We start from the raw sequence: 24,710 nt of genomic DNA on the forward strand, positions 1-24,710 counted from the left end.
GGACGTCAGGTCTCTTGTGTCCATCGATCGAACCGCCGCGCCACCTCTTCATAGACGGGGCGCTTGAAAGGAACAATCAGCCCCGGCGCTTCCGACAGGCGGGCCCAGCGCCAGGCATCGAATTCCGGCGTGTGCTTGTCGAGGCGAATGTCACTGTCGGAGCCCTTGAAGCGCAGGGCGAACCATTTCTGGCGCTGGCCGATATACGGTCCGGGCATGCGGCGTTTCACATCGGTCGGGAAGTCGTAGTGAAGCCAGTCCTCGGTCTCTTCCATGATCTCGACCAGCTTGGCAGAGACGCCAACCTCTTCCTCGAGCTCGCGCAGCGCGGCATCGGCGGGGTCCTCCCCCTCGTCAACGCCACCTTGCGGCATCTGCCACTGGAAAGCGCCGCGGCCATTGATCCGGCGTCCAAGGAAAACGTGGCCGCCACCGGAAAACAGGGCGAGACCGACATTCGGGCGATACAGATTCGGGTCAATTGCAGTCATCGTCATTGATGACTGTCTAAGGGCTATCCGCCCTGTTGCCCACCCTCGCTGGCGTCGAGCAGGGCGGTATCAATGGCGGACGCTTCCTTCTTGAGCGTGCGGGTGGCGCTGGAGGCCGGGGCAAGCACAATGCCCTTCTCATCCAGGCGTGCCGTCCACTCTTTCAGGATGTCGATCGTGATCGGGTAGGCAAAGCCGGTGCCGAGCGAACTGCCATTTTCCATGGCGAGCGACTCGAGTTCCAGAAGCTTGCTTTCGATCTCCTCGCCGTCCGGGCGGGCATCGATCGGATTGTCGGCGCGGCGATACCGCAGGCCTTTTTCTTCTGCCGCCTTGTCAAAGCTCGAGCGCGACAGGCTGCCGTCCTCGACAAAGGCGACGCCGCGGTCGCTGAGGAGCTGGGACAGGTAGCTGGTGGAGGCCTCATCCGTGGCGAACTTGCTGCCCTGATAGTTGGTGATGCCAAAATAGCCGCTGGCGCGGGACATCAGATAGTCGAGGCGTCCGGCATTCTGTTCCGGCGTCAGGTCGGCATCGAGCACATGGCTATGGGGGCGCTCGCGGCCATACTCATAGGGCTCCATCGGGACTTCCAGCAGAACCTCGTGCCCGGCGGCCCGGGCCTGGTTGATCCAGCCCTGGAGATTGCGCGCGGTCGGGGCGAAGGACAACGTGACTTCCGGTGGCAACTCCTCGATGGCGGATTTGGTGTGGGTGTAGTTGATGCCGAGACCACCAACGACGATGGAGACGGTCGGGCGGTCTTCCGGATTGGCGAACGGGCGGGCATAGGCGCCAGCGGGGGTGCGCCCGTCTTCTGCAATCTTCGGCAGGTAGCCAAGCGAGGTGCGTTCGGTGACGGCGGAGATCGGTGCCCGTGAAAGTGACTTCAGCTCGCGTGTCTCCTGCCAGGACCGGCCTGCGGCAACCGAGACGCCGTTAATGCGAACTGTGTCGGCCTCGCCGGTGCTGGCGGACGCGTTGACGACCTTGGTGCCGCCATTGGCGTAGTCGACCCCGAGATTGGGGGAAGATGCCTCTTGGGCCTGGCCGGCGTCATTGTCAGCGGCTTCGCCGGATGCGCCGCCGATGACCGGGCGCGCGGCGTTATCGCTTGAAGCAAAGCGTGTCTTGAGCTGCGGGCGGTCCGGGCCTGCGGGTTCAAACAGGGCGATCTGGCGGGCAGGGCTGGCCTCGCTGGCTTCACCGGACAGGTGAATGGCTGCGCCAGCCACGGCGAAGAGGCCTGAAAATACGAGGATACTCAGTGCCGTATGTGCCACGCCGCTGCGAAACGGCGACGGGTCCCTGGCTACGCGATCACTCATCAAACGCCTCTTGCAAATCGACTTAAATCTGACTGCGAACAATCAGATTGGGGCCGATTGGTTAAGAAGTCGCAAAGACTTCTTAACCGGCGTTAGGATTGCGGCCTGCCGTCATCTGTCCGCCGTGCAGGATTTCGAGCGCACGGTCGAGCTGATAATCGTCGCCCTCATAGTCTTCCGGCGGCTGGTCGTCAGGCATGTGCGGGATGCGGCGCTCGGCGCCATCTTCATTCGTCAGCGCGTTCGGAAGGTCTGCTTCCGAATAGCGGCGGATCTTGTCGAGCTGGTCTTCAGTGACACGTGCCTGCGCGACTTCGAGGTCCGGTTCGATACCAGTGGCCTGGATCGAGCGGCCTGCCGGCGTGTAATAGCGCGAGGTGGTCAGGCGGATCGCGCCGCGGTCGGCGCCAAGCGGAATGACCGTCTGGACCGAGCCCTTGCCGAAGCTGGTGGTGCCGATAACGGTGGCCCGTCCACGATCCTGCAGCGCACCAGCGACGATTTCAGACGCGGAGGCCGATCCGTTATTGATCAGGATGACCATCGGCACGTTCTTGAACACTTCACCGCTGCGCGCATTGTAGCGGGCAATGTCACTCGGACGGCGCCCGATGGTCGAGACAACTTCGCCACCAGACAGGAATTTGTCACTGACCGAGATGGCCTGATCGAGCAGGCCCCCGCCATTGTTGCGCAAGTCCATGACGATGCCTTTCGGGCGTCCGTCAATCTCGCGGCTGGAGGCGGAGATTGCCTCTTCGAGGAGTTCGGTCGTGCGCTCATTGAAGGTCGAGATACGGTAATAGGCGACGTCGCCTTCCATGACCTCCCAGTCGACAGACTTCGGCCGGATGACCTCGCGCTTGAGTGTGACATCGAAGGCATCCTCGCCTTCGCGAAGGACGGTGACGATGATCTCGGTGCCAGCGGGCCCGCGCATGTCGCGGACGGCGTCGTCTATGTTGAGCCCGACAATCGGTTCACCATTGATGGCGGTGAGGAGGTCGCCGCTTTCAAGGCCGGCGCGGCTGGCAGGCGTGTCATCCATCGGGGTGACGACTTTTACAAAACCGTCCTCCATCGTGACCTCGATGCCGAGACCGCCATATTCGCCGGAGGTCTGCACCTGCATCGACTCGAAATCGTCTGCCGACATGTAGGAAGAGTGCGGATCAAGTGAGCCAAGCATGCCGTTGATGGCGGCTTCCATGGCTTCGGCCTCATCGATCTCGGTGACATAATCGGCGCGGGCGCGCGCCAGGATTTCAGCGAAGAGATCGAGCTGGCGGTACGTCTCCGCCCGGCTGTCCACGGGTTTTGATTCCGGCCAGGCAAAGGCTGAAACGCCTACGGCCAGTCCGCCCAGTACCACGCCAATGGCTGCACCCGTGAGCATTGCCCGCATCGCTTCTCTCTCCTTTCAGGGCTTGTCAGCCCTTCATCCAGCGCGCTGGATTCATTGGTTGGCCCGCCTTCCTGACTTCTAGATAGAGTTCAGGCGGCGGCGTTTCACGGTCTGGCATGCGTCCGACCGGTTCGCCTGCTTTGACCGTCTGCCCGGGAGTCCCGTAAATACGGCCCATCCCGCTCAGTAGGATATGGTAGCCATCACTTGTCGAAATGATCAAGAGTTGTCCGTAAGTCCGGAACATTCCCGCATACTCGATCTTGCCGTCGACAGGGGCGACAACGTCCGCATCCGGACGGGGCTGGATGTAGAGACCCTTGGACGCCTCACCATCAGGAAGTTTCTGGCCCCAGCTGCGCGAGACGAGCCCGCTGGCCGGGCGCATAAGCCCGCCGAGAGCTTGCTGGCCGAGCGGTTTGAGATTGGCCAGCGCCGGGCTGCGTGAGGGTGCATCGCTGCGCACGTCTGAGCCGCCTGTATTGGCGACCAGCTGGATGCGGCCAGCCGGCTTCATGCCAGGGGCCCGGGGCGCGGTATCTTCCAGCGCGACGAGCAGCTGGCGAAGGGTCTTGGCTTCCGCCCCTATCTTGTTGACACGCTGGCGCAGTGTTTCGGCTTCATTGCTGACGCTTTCGAACTGGGCACGCTTGGTGGCAACGAGCTTTTCGATTTCCGCCTTCTTGAGCGCAAGCCGCGCTTCGGTTGTTTCCAGCCGGGCCTGCTCGCGGCGGGTCTGGGATTCGAGGCTTTTCAGGTCGCGGATTTCTGCGGTGAGCTTGTCGGTGCGTTCGTTCAGCGCCGGGGCGGTCGCGCCCATGAGGATGGCGGCGCGGATCGCATCATTCGCCTCACGCGGCGAGGCGATCAGCGCTGGCGGGCGATGGCGTCCGGAGACGGCAAGGCTCGTCATGATCTCTTCGAGGTGGGCGTCGCTGGCGATCAGTTCCTCGCGGGCCGCGCGCATGCGGATGTTGAGATCGATCAGCTTGCGTTCGGAGGTCGCGGCCTGCTCCTCGCGCCGGCGGCTTTCCATGGCGGCGGCGATCAGGTCAGTCTCGAGCGAAGAGACGTCACGCACGGCGGAATTCTCTGCCTGCTCCAGCGCTTTCAGCTGGCGCAGCGCGGCGTCACGTTCGGCTTCCAGCGCCTTCAGCTCTTCACGCGTAAACTCGCGCGGGGCTGCTGCAACCAGCAGTCCGGCAAGCGAGATCGCAAGGAGGCGCAATTTGAGTGACATTTCCGCCAGAATGCCACAAAGGGGATGACCGCAACATTAATCACGGCGCGGCAATCGCAGAGATACGCGCGCGCCAGGCCGTGTCAGCCGTCTTCGCCGATGAAAGCCTCGATCCGCTCGTTCCATTCCAGCCTGGAGGCTGTCGTCAGACGACAGCGATTGCCGAGCCCGCCGATCGCGTCATCAAGCAGGTTTTCGAAATAATAAGGGTGCTCCATGTCGGCTTCGAGCCAGGTGGACACCGTGGCCGATGGTCCGGCCTCTAGCGCCTGCAGCGCATAGCGTTCTTCATCCGTCGGGATGCAGTCCTCCGGCAGCGCGTCCTGCGGGTAGGGCGCATCGGCTGGAAGCAGGAAGAAAGCGACCGGCTGATCTGCCGTATCCGACATGCTGAGGAAGGACGCATATCCATAGGCCCGGCTTGTCCCGGTTGTCGCCTTCAGCGGCGCGCGAGCAATGTAAACGCCTGAGGCGGGCAGGACGACATCGGTCTCGGACCGGGTCAGCGCCTCCAGAGAGAAAGCGCCTTCCGGGCCAGTGCGAGTGCTGACAGGCACCTCTATGGCAGAAACCACCGCCTCTGCTGCCGGCGCGCCTGTATGATAGTCGAGAACCGTGCCTACGGTATTGGGAACGACAGCCTTGTCGCGGGTTTGGCAACCGGTCACTGCGAGCAGCCCCGCTGCAGTGAGAAGCAGGATCCGCCGGTTCATTCCTCACTCCCGTCTGACGCTTCGGCCAGCGGCTCCAGGGTGACCTTCGAGACAAACAGAGCGCGCTCCTGTTCGGGGATAACCGGCCGGATGGCGAGATAGTCATAGCCCGGATCGGTGCCTTCATTGCGCGGCGGCGGTGTATATTCGAACGAGATGTCGCGGAATTCGCGGGTCAGCGTAAAGGTTTCCCACCCTGACCCCACGCCACTGCCAACCCAGTAATGCAGCCTCATTTCCGAGGCGCCATACTTGTCGGCGGCGCGCGCGGTGACTGTGATGCGGATCGGCCGGCCGGCAAAGGCAACTTCGAGGTCTGGCGCGAGCATGAAGTGCGGGCCCTGGACGGGATCCTCGCTCAAAGTGCCTTCGGTTACCCCGATACGCAGCACGGTCTGTCCGTCGGCCCGGGTCATATCGATATCGGCATCGCCGCCAGCGACAATGCGGTTGAGCTGATCGCCGGAAACCTCGATCCGCTGATAGTCCGTGCCGCCGCCGCTGATCGGGCCAGACGGAAGCTGTCCGAGGGCCGGGAGCAGGCCGAGCCCGACCAGGGCAGCGGCAACGAAAAACGCGGCGATGAAGAAGACCCTGTCGGACATCGGGGGCAAGGTGGCCTCTCAAAAGTGTTGCCCGCGAAAGGGGCGGGACTGGAAATCGAGTTGACGGCTTGATAGCAATCGCGGCACCAAGAGGCGAGCCAAAAACCCATGAAACAAGAGGGGTTTCCCGCATGACATCCTCCGCCCTGAAGCGGCGCGCCCGTGAAGCGCGCGACTGGATGGTGGAGTCCTGCTTTCCACTCTGGAGCCAGGAAGGCATAGGCACGCACGGCCTGTTCCGCGAGGCGCTCGATCTGTCTCACCGGCCGCTGGACTCAGAGTCGACGCGCGTCCGGGTGCAGGCGCGCCAGACCTACGTCTTCTGCATCGCCCATGACCTTTGCTGGGACCGCGACCGCGCCGAGCGGCTGGTCCAGATGGGGGTGCACTCGCTCAAGGGATCGTGTCTGCGCTCCGATGGTCTGGCCGGGCGTATTCTGGCCACCGATGGCTCCGGCCTGAGCGATGCGCGTGCAGACCTCTACGACACCGCCTTTGTCCTTTTTGCGCTGGCTGAGGCCGCCCAGATGGGCAATGAGGACGCTTTACCGGCTGCGCGCGCCATCCTGCAATCGATTGATGCCATGCTCGCCGACGCCGCACAGGGTGGATATGCCGAGATGCTGCCACGCGGCAGCCAGCGTCTTCAGAACCCGCATATGCACCTGCTGGAAGCCTGTCATGCGCTGCACCGTGCCGATCCGGACGGCCCGCACCTGGAGCGCGCAAAGGCTATTGTCTCCCTCTTCACTGAAAAGATGCTGGACCCGGAAACGCAGACGCTAAGCGAATTCTTCCGCCCGGACTGGACCGTCGAAACTGGCGAGGCCGGAGAAATCGTCGAGCCGGGCCACCAGTTCGAATGGGTGTGGTTGCTGCAACGCCATTCCGCGCTGACCGGTGCGGACCTGCATCCCGCGCTGGTTCACCTTTATGATTTCGGCCTGCGCACGCTGGACGAGGAAGGCCGCGCCTTCACATCCGCGCGCCGCGACGGGACGGTGACGGACCATTCCCGCCGGACATGGATGCAGACCGAGGCGCTGAAAGCCCACCTCGCCATGATCGAGCTCGACGGCAATGACGAAGAGCATGACCGCCACGCGGTGCAGTGTTTCGACGTGCTGATGGATGAATTCCTGACCCCGCAGGGCGGCTGGATCGACAGGTTCGACGAGGAAGGCCATGTCGCGACGGAGACAATGCCAGCCTCCACCGGATACCATGTCGTCCTGGCTTTCGAAGAGCTAATCCGGGTGACCGGGGTTTAAGCGCAACGCACGATCCTTGCGACAAAGCCGCCCGGTAAGCTTGGAATGGCAAGGATCATGCTCTAAACGGCTGCCAACCTCCAGAAACCTGTTATGGAAAAGCCCATGCCAACCCTCGCCCTGATCCGCCACGGCCAGAGCCAATGGAACCTCGAAAACCGCTTCACCGGCTGGTGGGATGCTGATCTCACGGCGAATGGCGAAGCCGAAGCGAAACGCGCCGGTGAGCTGCTGCGCGATGCCGGCTTCGACCCCCGCCAGGCATTCTCCAGCGTTCAGACCCGCGCCATTCGCACGCTCTGGATCACGCTGACCGAGATGGGGCTTGTCTGGCTGCCGGTCGAGAAACACTGGCGCCTTAACGAGCGCCACTATGGCGGTCTGACCGGCCTCGACAAGAAAGAGACCGCCGAGAAGCACGGCGCCGATCAGGTCCATATCTGGCGCCGCTCCTATGACACACCGCCACCGGAAATGGAGCCGGGCAGCCAGTACGACCTCTCCGGCGACCCGCGCTATGAGGGTGTCGATGTGCCAAAAACGGAAAGCCTGAAGCTGACGCTCGAGCGCGTCCTGCCATTCTGGCACGAGTCGATCGCCCCGGTCCTGAAGGGCGGCACCGACACCGTCATCGCGGCCCACGGCAACTCGCTGCGCGCGCTGGTCAAGCACCTGTTCGACGTTCCGGACGATACGATCACTGGCGTCGAGATTCCGACCGGCAATCCGCTGCTGATCGATCTCGATGATGCGCTCAGGCCGGTGAAGGCAAGCTATCTCGATGGTTCGCGTGCCACCGACCTGCCGGCCATCCCCGGCTGAAGCGGGCGAACGGCGTGCCGAATTCGCGCTACATATTGCGGGCCGCAGCGCCTGACGCCATTGGCATTCTTGCCGATGTGGCGGGCTATCTGGCGCGCGCCGGGCTGAACGTGATCGAAAGCCAGGACTTCGGCGATGCCGATACGCAGCGCTTCTTCATCTGGGTGGAGTTCGAGTCACCAGACGGCTTCAACCGCGACACTTTCGAGGCTGGTTTCGCAGCCCTCGCCGAAAAGCGCCAGATGAGCTGGAGCCTGCGGCGCAAGAAAGACCAGCCGCGTGCGCTGGTCCTTGTTTCGAAGGGCGATCATTGCCTGAATGATCTGCTTTACCGGCACCGTCGTGGCCAGCTCGGCGGGGAGATTACGGCGATTGTCTCCAATCATGAGGATGCCCGCTGGCTGGCGGACCGCCATGAGCTGCCATTTCACCATGTACCGGTTACGACTGAGACGAAGCTGGAGGCCGAAGACCGGCTGCGCCAGCTCATCCAAGAGACCGGAAGCGATTTCGTCGTGCTCGCGCGCTACATGCAGGTTCTATCGGATGGGCTTTGCCGCGAGCTGGAAGGCCGGTGCATCAATATCCACCACTCCTTCCTGCCAAGTTTCAAGGGTGCCAAGCCCTATCACCAGGCGCACAAGCGTGGCGTGAAGCTGATCGGGGCCTCTGCGCACTACGTCACGGCGGATCTCGATGAAGGTCCGATCATTGCACAGGACGTGTCGCCGGTGGATCATCGCATGGGCGCGCAGCGTATGGCCGAGATCGGCCGCGACATCGAGGCGCGTGTCCTGTCGCGGGCGGTTACGGCACATGCAGAGGGCCGGGTATTTCTGAACGGTGTGAGAACGGTGGTGTTCGAATGAGGGATCAGGACGAGCGACACATGCGACGGGCCATCGAGCTGGCAAGGGCCCAGCATGGTCGCACAGGCGAGAACCCTTCGGTGGGATGCGTCATTGTCGGCCCGGATGGCCGGCGTATCTCCGAAGGCGCGACCGCCGATGGAGGCCGTCCGCATGCCGAGGAAATGGCACTCGGGCCACTCGAAGGCATCGGCGCAAAGGGCGCGGTGGCCTATGTCACGCTGGAGCCGTGCCGGGAGCGGACAAATGGCGAGGCGGCCTGTTCGAGGCGGCTGGTCGAATCCGGTGTCTCCAGGGTCGTGGTTGCGGTGATGGACCAGCATCCGAAGGGCGCAGGTGGCAAGGCCGCCATCGAGCAGTCGGGCGTTTCGGTTGAAGCCGGTGTCTGTGAAGCCGAGGCTGCGGCGCTTTACGAAGACTTCTTCGCGTCGCTGTCCTGAGCGGCTGCCCGGGGATCATCCCATTCCGCAGCAATGCCCGGCTGGCCACGGCGGACCAGCCAGAAGACGCCAAACAGGTCGAAGATGCCGGCGCCCAGGCGCCCGAGGAAGCCGTATTTCGAGCTGCCATGCCAGCGGCGCCGGTCGTTGACGCGCTCTTCGCGCACGTCCCACCCCGCGCGCTTCATCAGCGCCGGCAGGAAGCGGTGCATGGAGGCGAAATAGGGCAGTTCGCGAAACGCCTCGGTGCGCATCAGTTTCCAGCCACAGCCGGTATCGGTGGCATCATCGCGCAGCATGAAACGCCTTATGCCGTTGGCGACGCGCGACTGTAGCCATTTGAAACCGGAATCGTTGCGGCTCTTCCGCTTGCCCGCGATGAGGCCGAGCTTGCCGAGGTTTCCCGGCACGATGATCTCGTCCCAGAGGCGGCGGGTATCGGCAATGTCGTTCTGTCCGTCCCCGTCGAGAAGCTGCGTCCAGCGTCCGTTTACCGCGTGCAGGCCTGTCATCAGCGCGGCGGACTTTCCGGCTCTCTGCACATGGGTGCGGACAATGACCCGGTCGGGTGACTGGGCCTGAGCCTCGGCCAGTTCCGCAGCCGTGGAATCGGCGGAACAGTCATTCACGCAGACGATCTCGTAATCGATCCCATCGAGGGCGCCGTGGATTTCGTCGATCAGGGGCAGGACGTTTCCGGCTTCATTGTGGAAGGGGATGAGGACGCTGAGGTCTCGCGATGGCGTCACTGACCGGCCTCGATGCGTTCGGCGAGTGCCTCGATCCGGGCGGCTGCGTCAGACAGGGCTGAGGCGGCCTTCTGCGAGGAGAGGTCTGCCGGAGCCCCGCGATGAGCATGATCAAGTTCGTCGAGCAGAGCGAGGGCGGCGACAAGCAGCAGACGGGCTTCGCCGATATCGCCGACCGCACCCGCAATCTGGCGCACGCGTTTGTCCAGATCTTTCGAAAGAGAGACCAGCCGGGCTTCCTGTCCGGGCGCACAGGCGACGGAATAATCCCGTCCGCGAATCGTGATGTCAGCCTTGGCCATCAGCTTGCTCCGTCGCGGTTGAGGGCGGCACGCACCTCTTCAATCGCCGCGCCTAGCGCTTCGGAGGCCTCGTCGGCAAGGGCCTGCAGCTGGCGTTCGCGGGCGAGCGATGCGTCGAGTTCGTCGGCCAGACGGGCCCGGTCGGCCACCATGGCGGAGAGTTCGCGCCGTACGACGCCCGGGTCGCCGGCCCGTTCAAACAGGCTTTCGAGCGCCCCTTCGAGGCGGGAAAGGGCGTTGTCGAGTCTGTCGGCTGCTGAGGTCACTTTATCCATTGAGTTTTCGATAGCAGGATGCAGGCCAATTCGCCAAGCAGGTTGACAGCAAAGCCTGCGCCCGTCCAAAGCGAAACAAACAACGGGGAATGATGATGTCAGTTGAGCACAAGGACATGGCGAACGCCATTCGAGCCCTTTCCATGGATGCGGTCGAGCAGGCCAAATCGGGACATGTGGGCCTCCCACTCGGGATGGCTGATATCGCTACCATTTTGTGGACGCACTATCTGAAGCACGACCCATCCGATCCCACCTGGCCGGACCGGGACCGCTTCGTCCTGTCGGCCGGCCATGGCTCCATGCTGATCTATTCCCTGCTCCATCTAACCGGATATGACAGTGTCAGCCGCGACGATATCCGCAATTTCCGCCAGCTCGGATCGAAGACGCCGGGCCATCCGGAAAATTTTGTGACCCCCGGCGTTGAGACCACCACCGGCCCACTTGGGCAGGGGCTTGCCACCGCCGTCGGCATGGCCATTGCCGAGCGCCATCTGAACGCCCGTTTTGGCGACGACCTCGTCGATCACAAGACCTGGGTCATTGCTGGCGATGGCTGCCTCATGGAAGGCGTCAGCCAGGAAGCGATCACGCTGGCCGGGCACATGAGGCTCAACAAGCTGATCGTGCTGTTCGACGACAATGAAGTGACGATTGACGGTTCGACCGAGCTGTCGGACTCCACTGACCAGTGCAAGCGCTTCGAGGCGGCCGGCTGGGTGACGAAGCGTATCGACGGTCACAAGACCGAGGACATTTACGACGCGCTGGCCTGGGCGCAGGAGCAGGACAAGCCGGTCATGATCGCCTGCAAGACGATCATCGGCTATGGCGCGCCGACGATTGCCGGCACAGGCAAGGCGCATGGTGGCCCGTATGGCGCCGAAGAAATTGCCGGCATCCGCAAGAATATCGGCTGGGACCACCCACCTTTCGACATCCCGGAAGACGTCGAGCATGCCTGGAAGCGCGAAGGCGCGCATGCGGCACACCTCCACGGCGAATGGGCCAAGCGCCTCGAAGCCTCCGGCAAGAAGGCGGACTTCGAACAGGCCATGGCCTGTGAACTCGGCGATGTCGCTGCGATTGTTCGCGCGCACAAGAAAGACGTCGTCGAAGGCGGCAAGGATGATGCAACACGCAAATGGTCCGGCGCTGTCCTCGAGAAGCTGACCGAGGCGATCCCGCACATGGTCGGCGGTTCGGCTGACCTGTCTGGCTCCAACAACACGAAGGCCAAATGCCAGGAGCCGATGACGCCGGACAATTGGGGTGGGCGCTATATCCATTATGGTGTGCGCGAGCACGGCATGGCCGCCGCCATGAACGGCATGGCCCTGCACAAGGGCATCATTCCCTATTCCGGCACCTTCCTTGTCTTTGCGGACTATTCGCGTGCAGCCATCCGGCTCGGTGCGCTGATGGGCACGAATGTCGTCCACGTCATGACCCACGACTCCATCGGCCTCGGTGAGGACGGCCCGACCCACCAGCCGGTCGAGCATGTCGCGAGCCTGCGGGCGATGCCGAACATGATGGTCTTCCGCCCGGCTGACGGTGTGGAAACGGCGGAATGCTGGGAGCTGGCGCTGAAACACCAGACCGGCCCGTCGACCATCGCGCTGACGCGCCAGACGGTGAAATCGGTCCGCACCGAGCATGTCGAGGAAAATCTCTCGGCACGAGGCGGTTATGTGCTTTCGCCAGCCAAGGGCGAGGAGAAGGTCGTCCTCGTTGCGACTGGGTCGGAAGTCGAAGTCACTATGGCTGCCCAGGCCGCGCTCGAGGACAAGGGCATAGGCGCCCGCGTTGTCTCGATGCCGTGCATGGAGCTGTTCGAAGCCCAGGATGCGGCCTATCAGAGCCGCACGCTTGGCGGTGACCTGCCCAAGGTTGCCATTGAAGCGGGCGTTCGCTTCGGCTGGGACCGCTGGATCGGCCATGATGGCGGCTTTGTCGGCATGGACAGCTTTGGGGCGAGCGCACCGTACAAGGACCTCTACAAGCGCTTCGGCATCACGCCGGAGGGTGTTGTGGGGGCCGTCGAGGCGCTGCTGTAAAGTAGGCTGGGTACGGTCAAAGTCTTTTTTTTCTCCGCCTTCCCGGCGCAAGCTGGGACCCATGGCGGTCGAGAGCGCACTTTCCAGCCGCCATGGACCCCACCTCGCGGCGGGGAAGCGGCTCCTGAGGGCAACCAGCCTAATCCCCGGTATAGGTGGCGCGCGGCCGGATCAGCTTGCCGGTGGCCAGTTGTTCCATCGCGTGCGCAATCCAGCCTGCCATCCGCCCGCTCGCGAAGATGAGGAAGGGCGCATCGTCCGGCAGGTCGAGCGCGATCGTCAGCGCAGCGAGCGCCATGTCTATATTGGCGGGGTGCCCGTCCGCCTCTTCGGCCGCCCTTATCGCGTCAGCCAGAGCGGGTTCGGCTTGTAGCCAGCCAAGAAGCGCTGCGGCGCGTGGGTCGCCTGCCGGATAGAGGGCATGCCCAACCGCCGGAATGCGTTCACCACGGGCCGCGATGGCAGCGAGTGCCGCATCGCTTCCCTGCTCGAGCGCGGCCTTGAGATAGGCAAGTGCGCGGGCGGAGGCCTCACCGTGCAGGGGACCGGTGAGCGTCGCGCAGCCGGCAAGGGCGCACGCGGCAAGCGAGCTGCCCGTGGACGCGGCAATTCTTGTTGCGAAAGTGGACGGATTGAGTTCGTGATCGGCCACAAGGACCAGCGCCCGGCGGATGAGGTCACTGCCCCTTTCGTCGAGATCCCAGAACAGGCCGAGACGGTCGTGAAACGGGGCAGATCCGCCACGATCCGAAATGGCCCGGCAGGCGCCGTCGAGGAGTTCCGCTGCGTCGCGCGCGAGTGCCTCCCGGCCCCGGCCAAAGCCCGGCAGGTCCGTCGTGGCCCGCATGGTCAGCCATGACAAAAGTCGCGTCTTGCCGGTATTGCCGGCGATGTCGGGTGCCAGCAGCGCCGCGCCGGGCTCGACATCAGTCTGCCAGAGCAGGGCGGCCACCTCTTCCAGCGTCCCCGTTTCAGCCAGCGAGACGGCGTCTTCGCCGCGATAGACCAGCCGTCCGCCTCGCACGGTGGTGATCGCAGTTTCCATGACAGGGTCGCCCCAGGCGATGGTGCCTTCTGCGATCGCGCCGCGGGCGCGACCGGTGCGGCGGCGTTTCAGGAAGGCTTCGATGTCGGGCAGGGAATAAAGGCTGACGCGCGGGTCTTCCTCCTGCGGACGCGAGGTGATGAGCCCACGGCTCACATAGGCGTAAAGCGTTTGCGGCTTGACCGCGAGGCGGGAAAGCGCGTCGTCACGGGTGATCCAGTTCATACATTGATTATATTGATCAAGATTGACGAACGCTAGCCCTCAACGCCATTTCTCCACCAGATACGAAGGAGAGAGATGATGGATAGCGGACTTGAAAACATTATCGCCGCCGAGACCATCCTGTCGGATGTTGATGGCAAGGCCGGACGGTTGATCATTCGCGGCTGGCCGGTCGAAGAGCTGGCAGCGACGAAACGCTACGAGGAAGACTTGCACCTGCTCTGGACAGGCTTCTTCGATGCTCTCGGGGATCCGGACAGCGTGCAGCGATCGCTCGGCGAGGCGCGTGTCTCCGCTTTCGGGAAGGTGGGCAGCTTGCCTCGGGATGCCGGGGTCGTGGCGGCCCTCCGGACAGGATGGTCGCTGCTGGAAGACGATGAAAGCCTCGACACGGCCCTGTCGCTGGCGGCGGGCGCAGCGGTCTTTACCGCCGCCGCCGTCCGGATCGCCAGAGGGCAGGCGCCCGTGGCACCCGACCCGTCGCTGTCGCAATCGGCCGACATGCTGAAGATGATGCGGGGCGAACCAGCCACAGAGGCCGAAGCCCGCGCGCTGGACGCCTATCTCTGCACGGTCAGCGACCATGGGCTGAATGCCTCGACCTTTGCGGCTCGCGTGATCGCATCGACGCGGGCCGGTCTGGGGTCGGCGGCGATTGGTGGCCTTTCGGCGCTCAAGGGTCCGTTGCATGGCGGCGCGCCGGGCCCCGTGCTGGACATGCTTGACGAAATCGGGGCGCCCGAGGCCGCAGAGGGCTGGATCGATGCCGCGCTTGGGCGCGGCGAGCGCCTGATGGGCTTCGGGCACCGTGTCTACCGGGTGCGCGACCCGCGTGCCGATGCACTGAAGACGGCTGTGGCGAAGCTTCCGGGCACGTCCGGGCGGATCGGGTTCGCCGAGTATATCGAAACGGTGGTGCTAGAACGGCTCGCGCAGAAATACCCGGACCGCCCGCTGGAAACGAATGTCGAATTCTACACCGCCGTGCTACTCGAGGCGCTGGAGATCCCGCGTGACGCGTTCACAGCGATTTTCGCGACTGGCCGCGTGCTGGGCTGGATCGCCCATGCCAGCGAGCAGATTGCCGAGAAGCGGCTGGTGCGTCCGAAATCCATCTATCGCGGGCCTGTGCCGGAAGCGGCCTGACCGGCTGAGCCAGGGCCCCCCTTTTCTTGTTGGCTGATTTGTGGCTCTTGCGCTCTTGGGTCTTTCCAAGGGGTAGGAAGCGATGAGCTGGGACGTTCTTTTTATGCTGGTGAGCGCTGTGGTCGTGCCAGCCTGGCTGCTGCTCGTGCTCGCGCCGGGGTGGCGCACGACGCAGCTGGTCGTGCATTCGGGAATATACCCGCTCTTCCTGGGCTCCATCTACTCGATCTGCCTCATCGCCTCGCTCTTTTTTGGTGTTTCTGCGGAAGGAACCGGCTTCTCCTCGATCGCGGCGGTCTCGGCCCTGTTTGATCACCCGAATGGCGTGATCATCGGTTGGACGCATTATCTCGTCTTCGACCTCTTCGTCGGTGCGTGGATCGGTCGTGATGCCCAGCGCCGCGGCCTCCCGCATCTGGCGGTGGCGCCTTGCCTGATCGCGACCTTCCTCTTCGGCCCGCTCGGCCTGCTGGCCTACATGCTGGTGCGCTTCAGCCGCGGCGAGGGCCTGAGCCTGTTTGAAACTGATACAGCGGAGCGCTGATATGGTCTCCATTGGCACCCCCCTGTCGCCGTCGGCGACCCGCATCATGCTGCTTGGCTCAGGCGAGCTGGGCAAGGAAGTCGTGATCGAACTGCAGCGCTATGGCGCCGAAGTGATCGCGGTCGACCGTTATGACAATGCCCCGGCCATGCAGGTCGCCCATCGCTCGCATGTGATCGACATGACCGATGCGGCTGCGCTGCGCGCCCTCATCGAGAAAGAGCGCCCGCACCTGATCGTGCCGGAAATCGAGGCGATTGCGACCGACGAGCTTGCGAAGATCGAGATGGAAGCGGTTGCCACGGTCGTGCCGACAGCGCGGGCAACCCAGCTCACGATGAACCGCGAGGGTATTCGCCGGCTGGCAGCCGAAGAGCTTGGCCTGCCAACCAGCCCCTACGCCTTCGCCTCGACCGGAGACGAACTGGCAGAGGCAGCCGAGACAATCGGCTACCCGGTTTTCGTGAAGCCGGTCATGTCATCTTCCGGCAAGGGCCAGTCGCATGTGCGTCACCCGGCCGAGATCGACCATGCCTGGGTCTATGCGCTGGAGGCTGGCCGCAAGCGCGAGACCCGCGTGATCGTCGAAGGCGAAGTGGATTTCGATTTCGAGATCACGTTGCTGACGGTTCGTGCGGCGAACGGCACGGTCTTCTGCGAGCCGGTCGGGCACCGCCAGGAAAGCGGGGATTATGTCGAGAGCTGGCAGCCCCAGCCAATGAGCGATGTGGCCCTGAAGAAGGCGCAGGACATGGCGCGCAAGGTGACAGACGCGCTGGGCGGGCTCGGCCTGTTCGGTGTCGAGATGTTCGTGAAGGGCGACGATGTCTGGTTCTCTGAGGTCAGCCCCCGTCCGCACGATACCGGCCTCGTCACCCTGGCGACGCAAAGCCAGAGCGAGTTCGCCCTGCATGCCCGCGCCATTCTCGGCCTGCCGGTCGATGCCAGCCTGTCCTCGCCGGGCGCGAGCGCAGTGATCTATGGCGGCACCGATGCGGAAGGCGTGGCGTTCGACGGCCTGGACAAGGCGCTGTCGGTGCCGGCCTCCCAGATCCGCCTCTTCGGCAAGCCGGTGAGCTACAAGTGCAGGCGAATGGGCGTTGCCGTGGCCGGAGGGGAGACGATCGAGGAAGCGCGTGAGCGGGCGCGCACCGCAGCGGCGGCGGTCGAGGTGAAAGCGCCCTGAGGCATCAAGTTGCTTTTGGCGACTGGCGCCGCAGCATGGCACTGGAGAGCCTCGAATCCGTCGGGATCAGCATGCCGTTGGAGATGGCCGTCGCCACGGCTGCGCCCCGGTCGGAGACGTTGAGCTTGGCATAGATCCGCCGGAAATAAGTGTCCACGGTGTCCTTCGAGACATCGAGCTCGGCGGCAATGGCGATCTTGCTCTTGCCCTGGGCGATGCGGGCCAGGACTTCGCGCTCACGCGGCGACAGGCCGGGCAGTTCCTCAAACTCTTCCTGGATGAGATCGCAATAGCGCAGGAAAGAGGTCTGGGCTATGAGCCGGAGAAGGTCCATGTCTGGTGACTTCGCGATCTTGCTGGTCTGGGCAAACCCGACACCGACAAAGCCTGTCCGGGCAAAGGGGCCATAGGTCGGAATGCCGATGCCGGTTTCCATGTCCCATTCGGACAGGCTGTCGAGATAAAGGCGCTCTTCGTCGGTGAGCGTGACATCGTCAGACAGGGCGTCCCATCGGAAGGGGCGCGAGAGCGTGATGGCGATATCGGGCAACGGATCGATCAGGTTCTCGCCTTCGCGGTACTTTGCCTCCCAGCCGTCCGGAAAACCGACATTGGTCATGAGGCGGTGCGGGCCACGATGCGAATTGACAGGTGCAACGAAATAGACGGCATCGAATCCAGCAGCCCGGAAAGCGTCCGCCGTTGTCAGTCGGATCCTTAAGACATCCCTAGCCTGGCTGATCGCCAGAAGCTTGTCGATCATGTCAGCCCAGCCTCTCTGGGAGAGAGTATACGATGTCTGTGTGCTGAGGGGCACTCACAATCGTGAGGGGTTTTACCACGAGAGCGTAGAAAATACGGCACAGATCAATCAGAGGTGGTGAATCCTGTGGCCTGGCGCGACACAAGGCCATCATTGCACCGCCAATGCTGGACGAGCGCGCGCGAGGCGTCTAAACCCCCGCGCAAAGACCCCGATTCCCGGGGAAGATCGATTGCCGGAATGGAGATTGAAATATGGCGGTTCGTGTAGCCATCAACGGATTTGGCCGGATTGGCCGGAATGTATTGCGCTCGATCCTCGAGAATGGCCGCACGGATATCGAGGTGGTTGCCATCAACGACCTCGGTCCGGTGGAAACCAATGCGCACCTGCTGAAGTATGACTCCGTCCACGGCACGCTGCCGATGGATGTCTCTGTCGAGGGCGACACGATCAAGGTCGGTGGCCAGTCTTTCAAGGTCACCGCGATCCGCGACCCGAAAGAGCTTCCGCACGGCGAGAACAATGTCGACATCGCGATGGAATGCACGGGCATCTTCGCGTCTAAGGACAAGGCAGCGGCTCACCTTGAGGCCGGTGCCAAACGTGTCCTCGTTTCGGCTCCGGCCGCCGGTGCCGACAAGACGATCGTCTTCGGTGTGAACGACGACACGCTGACGGCTGATGACCTCGTCGTCTCCAACGCGTCGTGCACGACGAACTGCCTGTCGCCGGTCGCCAAGGTCCTGAACGACGCGATCGGTATCGAGAAGGGGATGATGACCACCATCCACTCCTATACCGGCGACCAGCCGACGCTCGACACGATGCACAAGGATCTCTATCGCGGCCGCGCAGCGGCGACGTCCATGATCCCGACATCGACCGGCGCTGCCAAGGCTGTCGGCCTCGTCCTGCCGGAACTCAACGGCAAGCTCGACGGCTTCGCCATCCGCGTGCCGACCCCGAACGTGTCCGTGGTCGACCTCAAATTCATCGCCAAGCGCGCGACCACGGTGGAAGAGGTCAACGACGCGATCCGCAAGGCCGCCGACGGTCCGCTCAAGGGCATTCTCGGCTATACCGACGTCAAGAACGTCTCGATCGACTTCAACCACGACCCGCACTCTTCGGTGTTCCACACCGACCAGACGAAGGTCATGGACGGAACGCTGGTCTCTGTGCTGTCGTGGTACGACAATGAATGGGGCTTCTCCACGCGCATGAGCGACACCGCTATTGCGATGGCGAAATACCTCTAGGCTGAAACCGTCCGGAACGTTCCAATGACCGACTTCAATCGCATAGAAGATGCGGACAATCTGGCCGGCAAGACGGCGCTTGTCCGCGTCGACTTCAACGTCCCGGTCGACAAGGACGGGACGGTGACAGACGATACCCGCCTGCGCGCCGCGCTTGGTACCGTGAACGCCCTTTCGGGCAAGGGTGCGAAGGTTGCCCTTCTGGCCCATTTCGGCCGGCCCAAGGGTGAGCGCAAGCCGGAGCTCAGCCTGCGCCCTGTGGCCGAGGCCTTTGCGGGCGTCCTCGGGGCACCGGTCGCTTTCGCGGAAGATTGCGTCGGCGAGGTGGCCGAGAATGCCATCGCCTCAATCCAGGGCGGCGGCGTTGTCCTGCTGGAAAACACGCGCTTCCATCCGGGCGAGGAAAAGAATGACGACGCGCTCGCCGATGAGATGGCGAAACTCGGCGATGTCTACGTCAATGACGCCTTTTCGGCGGCCCACCGCGCCCACGTCTCGACCGAAGGCCTGGCCCGCCGCCTGCCGGCCTATGCCGGACGCGCCATGGAGCGCGAGCTCGACGCGCTGGAGAAGGCGCTCGGAAAGCCTGAACGCCCGGTGCTTGCCGTGGTTGGCGGCGCGAAGGTCTCGACCAAGATCGACCTGCTGAAAAATCTCGTCACGCGGGTCGATGCGCTGGCGATCGGTGGCGGCATGGCCAACACCTTTCTCGCGGCGCGCGGCCAGCCGGTCGGCAAGTCGCTCTGTGAGCACGACCTTGCCGATACCTGCCGCGAGATCGAGGCCAAGGCGAAGGAATCCGGCTGCGACATCATCCTGCCGCAGGATGTGATCGTCGCGAAGGAGTTTGCCGCAAATGCCCCGCACCGGACATGCGGCATTGGTGAGGTGGCCGATGACGAGATGATTCTGGACGCCGGCCCGCAGACGGTCGGTCTCGTCGTGATCGCCATGGATGCTGCCAAGACGCTTGTCTGGAACGGTCCGCTTGGCGCATTCGAGACCGAGCCTTTCGACAAGGCCACGGTGGATGCCGCCCGCGCCGCTGCCGAACGGGCCAAATCCGGCAAGCTGATCGCGGTTGCTGGCGGTGGTGACACGGTCGCCGCGCTGAACCATGCCGGTGTGGCACAGGATTTCAGTTTCGTGTCCACCGCGGGTGGCGCGTTCCTTGAATGGATGGAAGGCAAGGCGCTGCCAGGCGTCGACGCTTTGAAAGGCTGACCATGACCGCTTTTTCCTGCCGGCTCGGATTTTCCGTCATGCCGGACCAGGGGAAACGGTCAGCGTTAGCGGTAACACTAACGGATGGTCCGCTCACGGCGGCTGCAATGATCCGGCGCCACGCCGGAGCAGCCGGTTGATGTGCGGCAGAATCCAATTTGCTCGCAGGGAAAACACGAATGTCCAACGCAGAAATGACGAAACAGGCCGCTGAGAAGGACGGCTTTATCGCAGCCCTCGACCAGTCCGGCGGGTCTACGCCGAAGGCGCTGCGCCTTTATGGTGTTGAGGAAGATGCCTATTCCAATGATGAGGAAATGTTCGGCCTCATCCACGATATGCGGGCCCGCATCATCAAGTCGCCGGCCTTCAATGGCGACAAGGTGATGGGTGCGATCCTGTTCGAGCGCACCATGGATGGCGAGATCGACGGTGTGCCGACCGCGGAATATCTCTGGAAGGAATGCGGTGTCGTGCCATTCCTCAAGGTCGACAAGGGCCTTGCCGAGCCGAAGAATGGCGTGAAGGTCATGAAGCCGATGCCGGATCTGGACGCCTTGCTCGAACGTGCGGTTTCCAAGGGCATTTTTGGCACAAAGATGCGCTCGGTCATCGATGCTGCGAACCAGGAAGGGATTGCCGCTGTCGTTCATCAGCAGTTCGATGTCGGCCGCCAGATCCTGGGCCATGGCCTCATCCCGATCATCGAGCCGGAAGTCACCATCTCCATTTCCGACAAGGCCGAGGCCGAGGAGATCCTTCTTGCCGAGATCAAGAAGCAGCTCGATGCGCTGGGCGACGACCAGAAGGTCATGCTCAAGCTGACGCTTCCGGAAAAGGCGAACCTCTACAAGCCGCTGGTCGACCACCCGCGCGTGATGCGTGTCGTGGCGCTTTCGGGGGGCTATTCCCGCGAGGAGGCTTGCGCGCGCTTGGCGAAGAATAGCGGCATGATCGCGAGCTTCTCGCGTGCGCTGACTGAAGGCCTTTCGGCCCAGCAAAGCGATGAGGCGTTCGACAAGATGCTTGCCGGCTCCATCGACAGCATCTGCGAAGCGTCAAAGGCGGGCTGATCGAAGTCTGACAAATGTTTAAGTGAAAAGGCAGCGCTTCGGGGCTGCCTTTTTTCGTGTCTTGCTTAGGCTGGACGCATGCTTGAAATGCGCCCCTCCTGCGAGACTTGCGACACTGACCTGCCCGCCGACGAGACCGGCGCCATGATCTGTTCCTTCGAGTGCACCTTCTGCAAGGCTTGTGTACGTGACGTCCACAAGGGCGAGTGTCCGAATTGCGGTGGCGGATTCTCGCCAAGGCCGCGACGCAAGGGCGAAGCGCTCGAAAAGTACCCGGCAAGCACAGAGCGCGTCTTCAAGGGAAAGCCCGAATAGGCTTGCCTTCCCTTGGGCGACGGCAGGTGACCTCCTTCCCGAAAAGGAAGGACACCCCCGCATGCCCATCATCTATGAACATCCGCTCTCGCCCTACGCCCAGAAGGTAAAGATCTCGCTCCGGGAGAAGGGCGTCGACTTCGAGGCCCGCCTGCCTTCGGGGATCGGGACAGGCGACACGCCGGATGATTTCATGAAGGGCAATCCCCGCGGCGAAGTCCCCTTCCTTCGTGATGGCGACACGACAATTTTCGATTCCACGATCATTCTCGAATATATCGAGGACAGATGGCCTTCGCCGGCCATGCTGCCCGGTCCACCCGCTGAACGGGCGCGCGTGCGCCTGATCGAGGATGTGATGGATTGCCATTACGAGCCGATCAATTGGGGGCTGGGCGAGATCAATCATTTCAAGCGGGCCACCGGAGACCTCAAGGTGCAGATCGAAAAGCGCGCGGGCGAACAGATTGCCGGGCTGCACCGCTGGCTAGAGCGTGAACTTGGCGAGCGTGACTGGTTCAACGGTGAGGCGTTCGGCTGGGGCGACCTGTCGGTCATCCCCTATGTGAACGGGTCGCTCGGCTTCGGCTTTGCACCCGAAGAGGGAAGCGCGCTTGCCGCCTGGCACAGTCGCGCCATGGCGCGCGAAAGCGTATCGAAGACGGCGCAGGAATCGATCGATTCGGTAAAGGGCATGCAGGATGTCAGCGGTGCTGTGGAGGCTGGCCTGTTCAAGCGGGAGTACCGCGACCACCGGCTGGAATGGATGATCAAGTCCGGCGGTCTGGACGTGGTGCTGAAGGGTCTGGAGAAGGACAATATCCGCTTCACGCCGGACTTCAGCTAAGCGGGCTTTCCTCCGCGCCATCAGAGGGTTAGTCAGGGCGCCATGACAGAGCCAAAACGCCAGCGCACCCGACTTTATCTCATCACGCCACCGGAGATCGCCGATGTGGCGGCGTTCGTCTCGACATTCGAGGCGGCCGTTGAAGGCGGTGACGTCGCCAGCCTGCAGGTGCGCATCAAGCCGGATGGCCTGGTCGATGAGGCGCAGACGAAGGCGGTGGCTGAAGCGCTGCTCCCGCTCTGCCGGGACCGTGACATCGCACTCATCATTAATGACAGTGTCGATGTCTGCGCCGAGATTGGCGCCGATGGCGTGCACCTCGGGGCGCTCGACATGCGCGTGAAAGACGCCCGCAAACGGCTTGGCAAGCAGCCGATCATCGGGGCGACAGCCAAGAACTCCCGCCATGTGGCCATGGAGGCGGGTGAGCAGGGCGCCGACTATGTCGCTTTCGGGGCTTTCTTCCCGAGCCAGACCAAGGCCGACACGGTTCCGGCAGACAAGGAGCTTCTCTCCTGGTGGCAGGCCGTGATGGAAATCCCATGCGTCGCCATCGGCGGCATTACGCCCGAGACGGCAAGGGAGATTTCGCTGGCGGGCGCCGACTTCGTAGCGGTGAGTTCAGCTGTGTGGTCGCATGCCGAAGGGCCTGCCGCTGCCGTGGCTGCGTTTAATGCTGCGCTCGATGAGGCTGAAGCCGCCTTCTAGACCTTGGCCTTGTCCAGGCGAAGGACGGCCAGCACGAGTTCCGCGAAGACGCGCAGGGCCAGCAGGCGCAGGATTGTCGCGATCGGCGTCCAGATCACGCCCCAGAGGGCGCGGTCCCAGTCATTGTCGAAGAAAGTGATCCAGTGCCAGAGGCTGCGAAGCCCCCAGAGCACGATCAGGATCAAGCCGACATAGAAGAGGAACTTGGTCAGCACCTCTCCCATTGGCTTCTCAAAGCTCAGGAAATTCGAAAGCATGTCCATGGGTCGCCCCTCAGTGTGGCCAGCCGCAACTCTTTCAGAAGAAAACTGAAAATTCAGTATCTGTCCATACAAGCAGCTTCCACAACTTGACCGGTGCGGGCCCTGCCGCTACCTCGCGCCCTCTAGGACCAGCAGGAGTCTGATCGAAAATGGCCAAGATCAACGGCAACGAAATCAAGCCGGGCAATGTCATCGAGCACCAGGGCAGCGTCTGGCGTGCGGTAAAGACCAACTCGGTGAAGCCCGGCAAGGGCGGCGCCTTCAACCAGGTCGAACTGCGTAACCTGATCAACGGCTCGAAGCTCAATGAGCGTTTCCGGTCGTCGGAGACAGTGGAAAAGGTTCGCCTCGAGCAGCGCGACTTCCAGTTCCTGTTCGATGCCGGCGAAGCCTATGCCTTCATGGACCAGGAAAACTTCGAGCAGATCGAGATCCAGAAAGACTTCATCGGCGACCAGGGCGACTTCCTGCAGGACGGCATGGTGGTCGTGATCGAATTCTACGAAGACAAGCCGATCGGCATTTCGCTGCCGGACCAGGTCATCCTGACCATCGAAGAGACCGAACCGGTCGTGAAGGGACAGACAGCCGCCAACAGCTTCAAGCCGGCGACCTGCGAGAACGGCATTCGCGTCATGGTCCCGCCCTTCTGCGGCGTCGGCGAGCGCATCGTCGTGCAGACCTCCGACACCACCTATCTCAAGCGCGCCGACTAGTCCGCTATGTCAAAGCCCTCACCCGTCGGAACCGTGATGATCAATGCCGCCCGCCAGGCGGGCCGCTCGCTTGCGCGCGATTTTCACGAGGTCGAAAACCTGCAGGTCTCCAAGAAGGGCCCAGCAGACTTCGTTTCCAACGCGGATCATCGCGCCGAGGACATCATCTATGAAAGTCTCAGCAAGGCGCGGCCGGGCTACGGCTTCGTCATGGAAGAGCGCGGCGTCGTCGAGGGTACCGACAAATCCAACCGCTTCATTGTCGATCCGCTCGACGGCACGCTGAACTTCCTGCATGGCCAGCCGCACTATGCCGTATCGATTGCGCTGGAGCGGGAAGGCAAGCTTCTGACCGGCGTCGTCTATGATGTCGCCAAGAACGAGATTTTCTGGGCCGAGACGGGACGCGGCGCGTGGCTCGACCAGCGCAAGCTTCTGGTCGCGGGCCGCAAGCGTCTCGAAGAGGCGGTCTTTGCGACCGGTACGCCATGGCTCGGCAAGGCTGAATCCGCGCACCGGACCTTTGCCAACGAGATTGCGGCCATGACGCCGGTCTGCGCCGGGATCCGCCGCTATGGCTCCGCCGCGCTGGATCTTGCCTATGTGGCCGCCGGGCGTTTCGACGGCTTCTGGGAGCGTGGCCTCAAGTCCTGGGACATTGCTGCTGGCATCGTGCTCGTGCGCGAAGCCTATGGCCATGTCGAGGAAATCGAGGGCGGCGACGTTCAGACCACGGGTAATATCATTGCCGCCAACGAACGCCTCCTGCCGCAGCTGAAAGAGCGCATCCGCAAGGCAAAGGCTTTCGGCGCGGATTGAC

At 63.1% G+C, this 24,710-nt stretch carries 28 protein-coding genes; 16 read left to right on the plus strand and 12 right to left on the minus strand.

The window, feature by feature from the left end; translation table 11 throughout:
- Positions 1-5 precede the first annotated feature (5 nt).
- From Q1K29_RS04275 to Q1K29_RS04300, 6 genes are all read right to left on the minus strand, one after another.
- Positions 6-491: an RNA pyrophosphohydrolase gene (locus tag Q1K29_RS04275; protein WP_350210678.1), complete on the minus strand. Its 486-nt coding sequence runs from the start codon at positions 489-491 to the stop codon at positions 6-8.
- A 23-nt stretch (positions 492-514) separates the two neighbouring features.
- Positions 515-1,819 carry a divergent polysaccharide deacetylase family protein gene (locus Q1K29_RS04280; protein WP_300391716.1) on the minus strand — a complete coding sequence of 435 codons (1,305 nt, stop codon included), beginning with the start codon at positions 1,817-1,819 and terminating at the stop codon, positions 515-517.
- A gap of 82 nt (positions 1,820-1,901) precedes the next feature.
- Positions 1,902-3,224 carry a S41 family peptidase gene (locus Q1K29_RS04285; protein ID WP_300391717.1) on the minus strand — a complete coding sequence of 441 codons (1,323 nt, stop codon included), beginning with the start codon at positions 3,222-3,224 and terminating at the stop codon, positions 1,902-1,904.
- A gap of 25 nt (positions 3,225-3,249) precedes the next feature.
- On the minus strand, positions 3,250-4,464 hold the full coding sequence (locus Q1K29_RS04290) for a peptidoglycan DD-metalloendopeptidase family protein (protein WP_300391718.1): 1,215 nt from the start codon (positions 4,462-4,464) through the stop codon (positions 3,250-3,252).
- A gap of 83 nt (positions 4,465-4,547) precedes the next feature.
- Positions 4,548-5,177 (minus strand): hypothetical protein, encoded by a 630-nt coding sequence (locus tag Q1K29_RS04295; protein WP_300391719.1) that lies wholly within the window; start codon positions 5,175-5,177, stop codon positions 4,548-4,550.
- The gene (locus Q1K29_RS04300) at positions 5,174-5,791 is read right to left on the minus strand and encodes a hypothetical protein (RefSeq protein WP_300391720.1); all 618 of its coding nucleotides are present in this window, start codon (positions 5,789-5,791) and stop codon (positions 5,174-5,176) included. Before Q1K29_RS04300 ends, Q1K29_RS04295 begins: the two co-directional genes overlap by 4 nt.
- A gap of 122 nt (positions 5,792-5,913) precedes the next feature.
- Here Q1K29_RS04300 and Q1K29_RS04305 point away from each other — a divergent pair, with 122 nt between their 5' ends.
- The 4 genes from Q1K29_RS04305 (at position 5,914) to Q1K29_RS04320 (ending at position 9,184) form a co-directional block, all read left to right on the plus strand.
- Positions 5,914-7,053, plus strand: coding sequence for an AGE family epimerase/isomerase (locus tag Q1K29_RS04305; protein ID WP_300391721.1), 1,140 nt, complete (start codon positions 5,914-5,916; stop codon positions 7,051-7,053).
- 105 nt (positions 7,054-7,158) lie between these two features.
- Positions 7,159-7,875: a 2,3-diphosphoglycerate-dependent phosphoglycerate mutase gene (gene gpmA / locus Q1K29_RS04310; RefSeq protein WP_300391722.1), complete on the plus strand. Its 717-nt coding sequence runs from the start codon at positions 7,159-7,161 to the stop codon at positions 7,873-7,875.
- A 14-nt stretch (positions 7,876-7,889) separates the two neighbouring features.
- Positions 7,890-8,744 carry a formyltetrahydrofolate deformylase gene (purU, locus tag Q1K29_RS04315; protein ID WP_300391723.1) on the plus strand — a complete coding sequence of 285 codons (855 nt, stop codon included), beginning with the start codon at positions 7,890-7,892 and terminating at the stop codon, positions 8,742-8,744.
- Positions 8,741-9,184, plus strand: a complete 444-nt coding sequence (locus Q1K29_RS04320; RefSeq protein WP_300391724.1) for a bifunctional diaminohydroxyphosphoribosylaminopyrimidine deaminase/5-amino-6-(5-phosphoribosylamino)uracil reductase RibD — start codon at positions 8,741-8,743, stop codon at positions 9,182-9,184. Before purU ends, Q1K29_RS04320 begins: the two co-directional genes overlap by 4 nt.
- Here the strand turns inward: Q1K29_RS04320 and Q1K29_RS04325 are convergent.
- Genes Q1K29_RS04325 through Q1K29_RS04335 form a run of 3 tightly spaced genes read right to left on the minus strand, consistent with a single transcriptional unit; the run spans position 9,154 to position 10,510 of the window.
- Complete coding sequence (locus Q1K29_RS04325) at positions 9,154-9,933, minus strand: glycosyltransferase family 2 protein (protein WP_300391725.1); 780 nt, start codon at positions 9,931-9,933, stop codon at positions 9,154-9,156. The genes Q1K29_RS04320 and Q1K29_RS04325 overlap by 31 nt on opposite strands.
- On the minus strand, positions 9,930-10,235 hold the full coding sequence (locus tag Q1K29_RS04330; RefSeq protein ID WP_300391726.1) for a cell division protein ZapA: 306 nt from the start codon (positions 10,233-10,235) through the stop codon (positions 9,930-9,932). The genes Q1K29_RS04325 and Q1K29_RS04330 overlap by 4 nt, the downstream gene beginning before the upstream one ends.
- A complete protein-coding gene (locus tag Q1K29_RS04335; RefSeq protein WP_300391727.1) occupies positions 10,235-10,510 on the minus strand; it encodes a DUF4164 family protein in 276 nt (91 codons plus the stop codon). The genes Q1K29_RS04330 and Q1K29_RS04335 overlap by 1 nt, the downstream gene beginning before the upstream one ends.
- A gap of 89 nt (positions 10,511-10,599) precedes the next feature.
- Here Q1K29_RS04335 and tkt point away from each other — a divergent pair, with 89 nt between their 5' ends.
- The gene (tkt, locus tag Q1K29_RS04340; RefSeq protein ID WP_366524152.1) at positions 10,600-12,573 is read left to right on the plus strand and encodes a transketolase; all 1,974 of its coding nucleotides are present in this window, start codon (positions 10,600-10,602) and stop codon (positions 12,571-12,573) included.
- 139 nt (positions 12,574-12,712) lie between these two features.
- Here tkt and Q1K29_RS04345 read toward each other — a convergent pair whose 3' ends face one another.
- Positions 12,713-13,843 carry a citrate/2-methylcitrate synthase gene (locus Q1K29_RS04345; protein ID WP_300391729.1) on the minus strand — a complete coding sequence of 377 codons (1,131 nt, stop codon included), beginning with the start codon at positions 13,841-13,843 and terminating at the stop codon, positions 12,713-12,715.
- A 78-nt stretch (positions 13,844-13,921) separates the two neighbouring features.
- Between Q1K29_RS04345 and Q1K29_RS04350 the strand changes: the two genes are divergently transcribed.
- The 3 genes from Q1K29_RS04350 (at position 13,922) to purT (ending at position 16,719) form a co-directional block, all read left to right on the plus strand.
- Positions 13,922-14,989, plus strand: coding sequence for a citrate synthase/methylcitrate synthase (locus Q1K29_RS04350; RefSeq protein ID WP_300391730.1), 1,068 nt, complete (start codon positions 13,922-13,924; stop codon positions 14,987-14,989).
- Between the two features lie 82 nt (positions 14,990-15,071).
- Positions 15,072-15,533: an ABA4-like family protein gene (locus Q1K29_RS04355; protein ID WP_300391731.1), complete on the plus strand. Its 462-nt coding sequence runs from the start codon at positions 15,072-15,074 to the stop codon at positions 15,531-15,533.
- Between the two features lies 1 nt (position 15,534).
- Positions 15,535-16,719 (plus strand): formate-dependent phosphoribosylglycinamide formyltransferase, encoded by a 1,185-nt coding sequence (gene purT / locus Q1K29_RS04360; RefSeq protein ID WP_300391732.1) that lies wholly within the window; start codon positions 15,535-15,537, stop codon positions 16,717-16,719.
- Positions 16,720-16,723: 4 nt separating this feature from the next.
- Here purT and Q1K29_RS04365 read toward each other — a convergent pair whose 3' ends face one another.
- Entirely contained in the window at positions 16,724-17,482 is a 759-nt protein-coding gene (locus tag Q1K29_RS04365; protein WP_300391733.1) for a LuxR family transcriptional regulator, read from the minus strand.
- Positions 17,483-17,736: 254 nt separating this feature from the next.
- Between Q1K29_RS04365 and gap the strand changes: the two genes are divergently transcribed.
- The 6 genes from gap to thiE all read left to right on the plus strand — a co-directional run bounded on the left by gap (position 17,737) and on the right by thiE (position 22,911).
- Positions 17,737-18,744 carry a type I glyceraldehyde-3-phosphate dehydrogenase gene (gene gap, locus Q1K29_RS04370; RefSeq protein ID WP_300391734.1) on the plus strand — a complete coding sequence of 336 codons (1,008 nt, stop codon included), beginning with the start codon at positions 17,737-17,739 and terminating at the stop codon, positions 18,742-18,744.
- A gap of 24 nt (positions 18,745-18,768) precedes the next feature.
- Positions 18,769-19,968, plus strand: a complete 1,200-nt coding sequence (locus Q1K29_RS04375) for a phosphoglycerate kinase (protein WP_300391735.1) — start codon at positions 18,769-18,771, stop codon at positions 19,966-19,968.
- A 179-nt stretch (positions 19,969-20,147) separates the two neighbouring features.
- Positions 20,148-21,041 carry a fructose bisphosphate aldolase gene (locus Q1K29_RS04380; protein WP_300391736.1) on the plus strand — a complete coding sequence of 298 codons (894 nt, stop codon included), beginning with the start codon at positions 20,148-20,150 and terminating at the stop codon, positions 21,039-21,041.
- Between the two features lie 78 nt (positions 21,042-21,119).
- Positions 21,120-21,356: a DUF1272 domain-containing protein gene (locus tag Q1K29_RS04385; protein ID WP_300391737.1), complete on the plus strand. Its 237-nt coding sequence runs from the start codon at positions 21,120-21,122 to the stop codon at positions 21,354-21,356.
- 61 nt (positions 21,357-21,417) lie between these two features.
- A complete protein-coding gene (locus Q1K29_RS04390; protein ID WP_300391738.1) occupies positions 21,418-22,203 on the plus strand; it encodes a glutathione S-transferase family protein in 786 nt (261 codons plus the stop codon).
- 42 nt (positions 22,204-22,245) lie between these two features.
- Entirely contained in the window at positions 22,246-22,911 is a 666-nt protein-coding gene (gene thiE, locus Q1K29_RS04395; RefSeq protein WP_300391739.1) for a thiamine phosphate synthase, read from the plus strand.
- Here the strand turns inward: thiE and Q1K29_RS04400 are convergent.
- Positions 22,908-23,174, minus strand: a complete 267-nt coding sequence (locus Q1K29_RS04400; protein WP_300391740.1) for a DUF4282 domain-containing protein — start codon at positions 23,172-23,174, stop codon at positions 22,908-22,910. The genes thiE and Q1K29_RS04400 overlap by 4 nt on opposite strands.
- Positions 23,175-23,323: 149 nt before the next feature.
- On the opposite strand from Q1K29_RS04400, the gene efp reads away from it, so the two are divergent.
- Together efp and Q1K29_RS04410 are read left to right on the plus strand one after the other, a co-directional pair.
- Positions 23,324-23,890, plus strand: a complete 567-nt coding sequence (gene efp, locus Q1K29_RS04405; RefSeq protein ID WP_300391741.1) for an elongation factor P — start codon at positions 23,324-23,326, stop codon at positions 23,888-23,890.
- Positions 23,891-23,896: 6 nt separating this feature from the next.
- Positions 23,897-24,709, plus strand: a complete 813-nt coding sequence (locus Q1K29_RS04410) for an inositol monophosphatase family protein (protein WP_300391742.1) — start codon at positions 23,897-23,899, stop codon at positions 24,707-24,709.
- Position 24,710 lies beyond the last annotated feature (1 nt).

The organism is Henriciella sp. (assembly GCF_029937755.1).
In the GTDB taxonomy this organism is placed as follows: Bacteria; Pseudomonadota; Alphaproteobacteria; order Caulobacterales; family Hyphomonadaceae; genus Henriciella.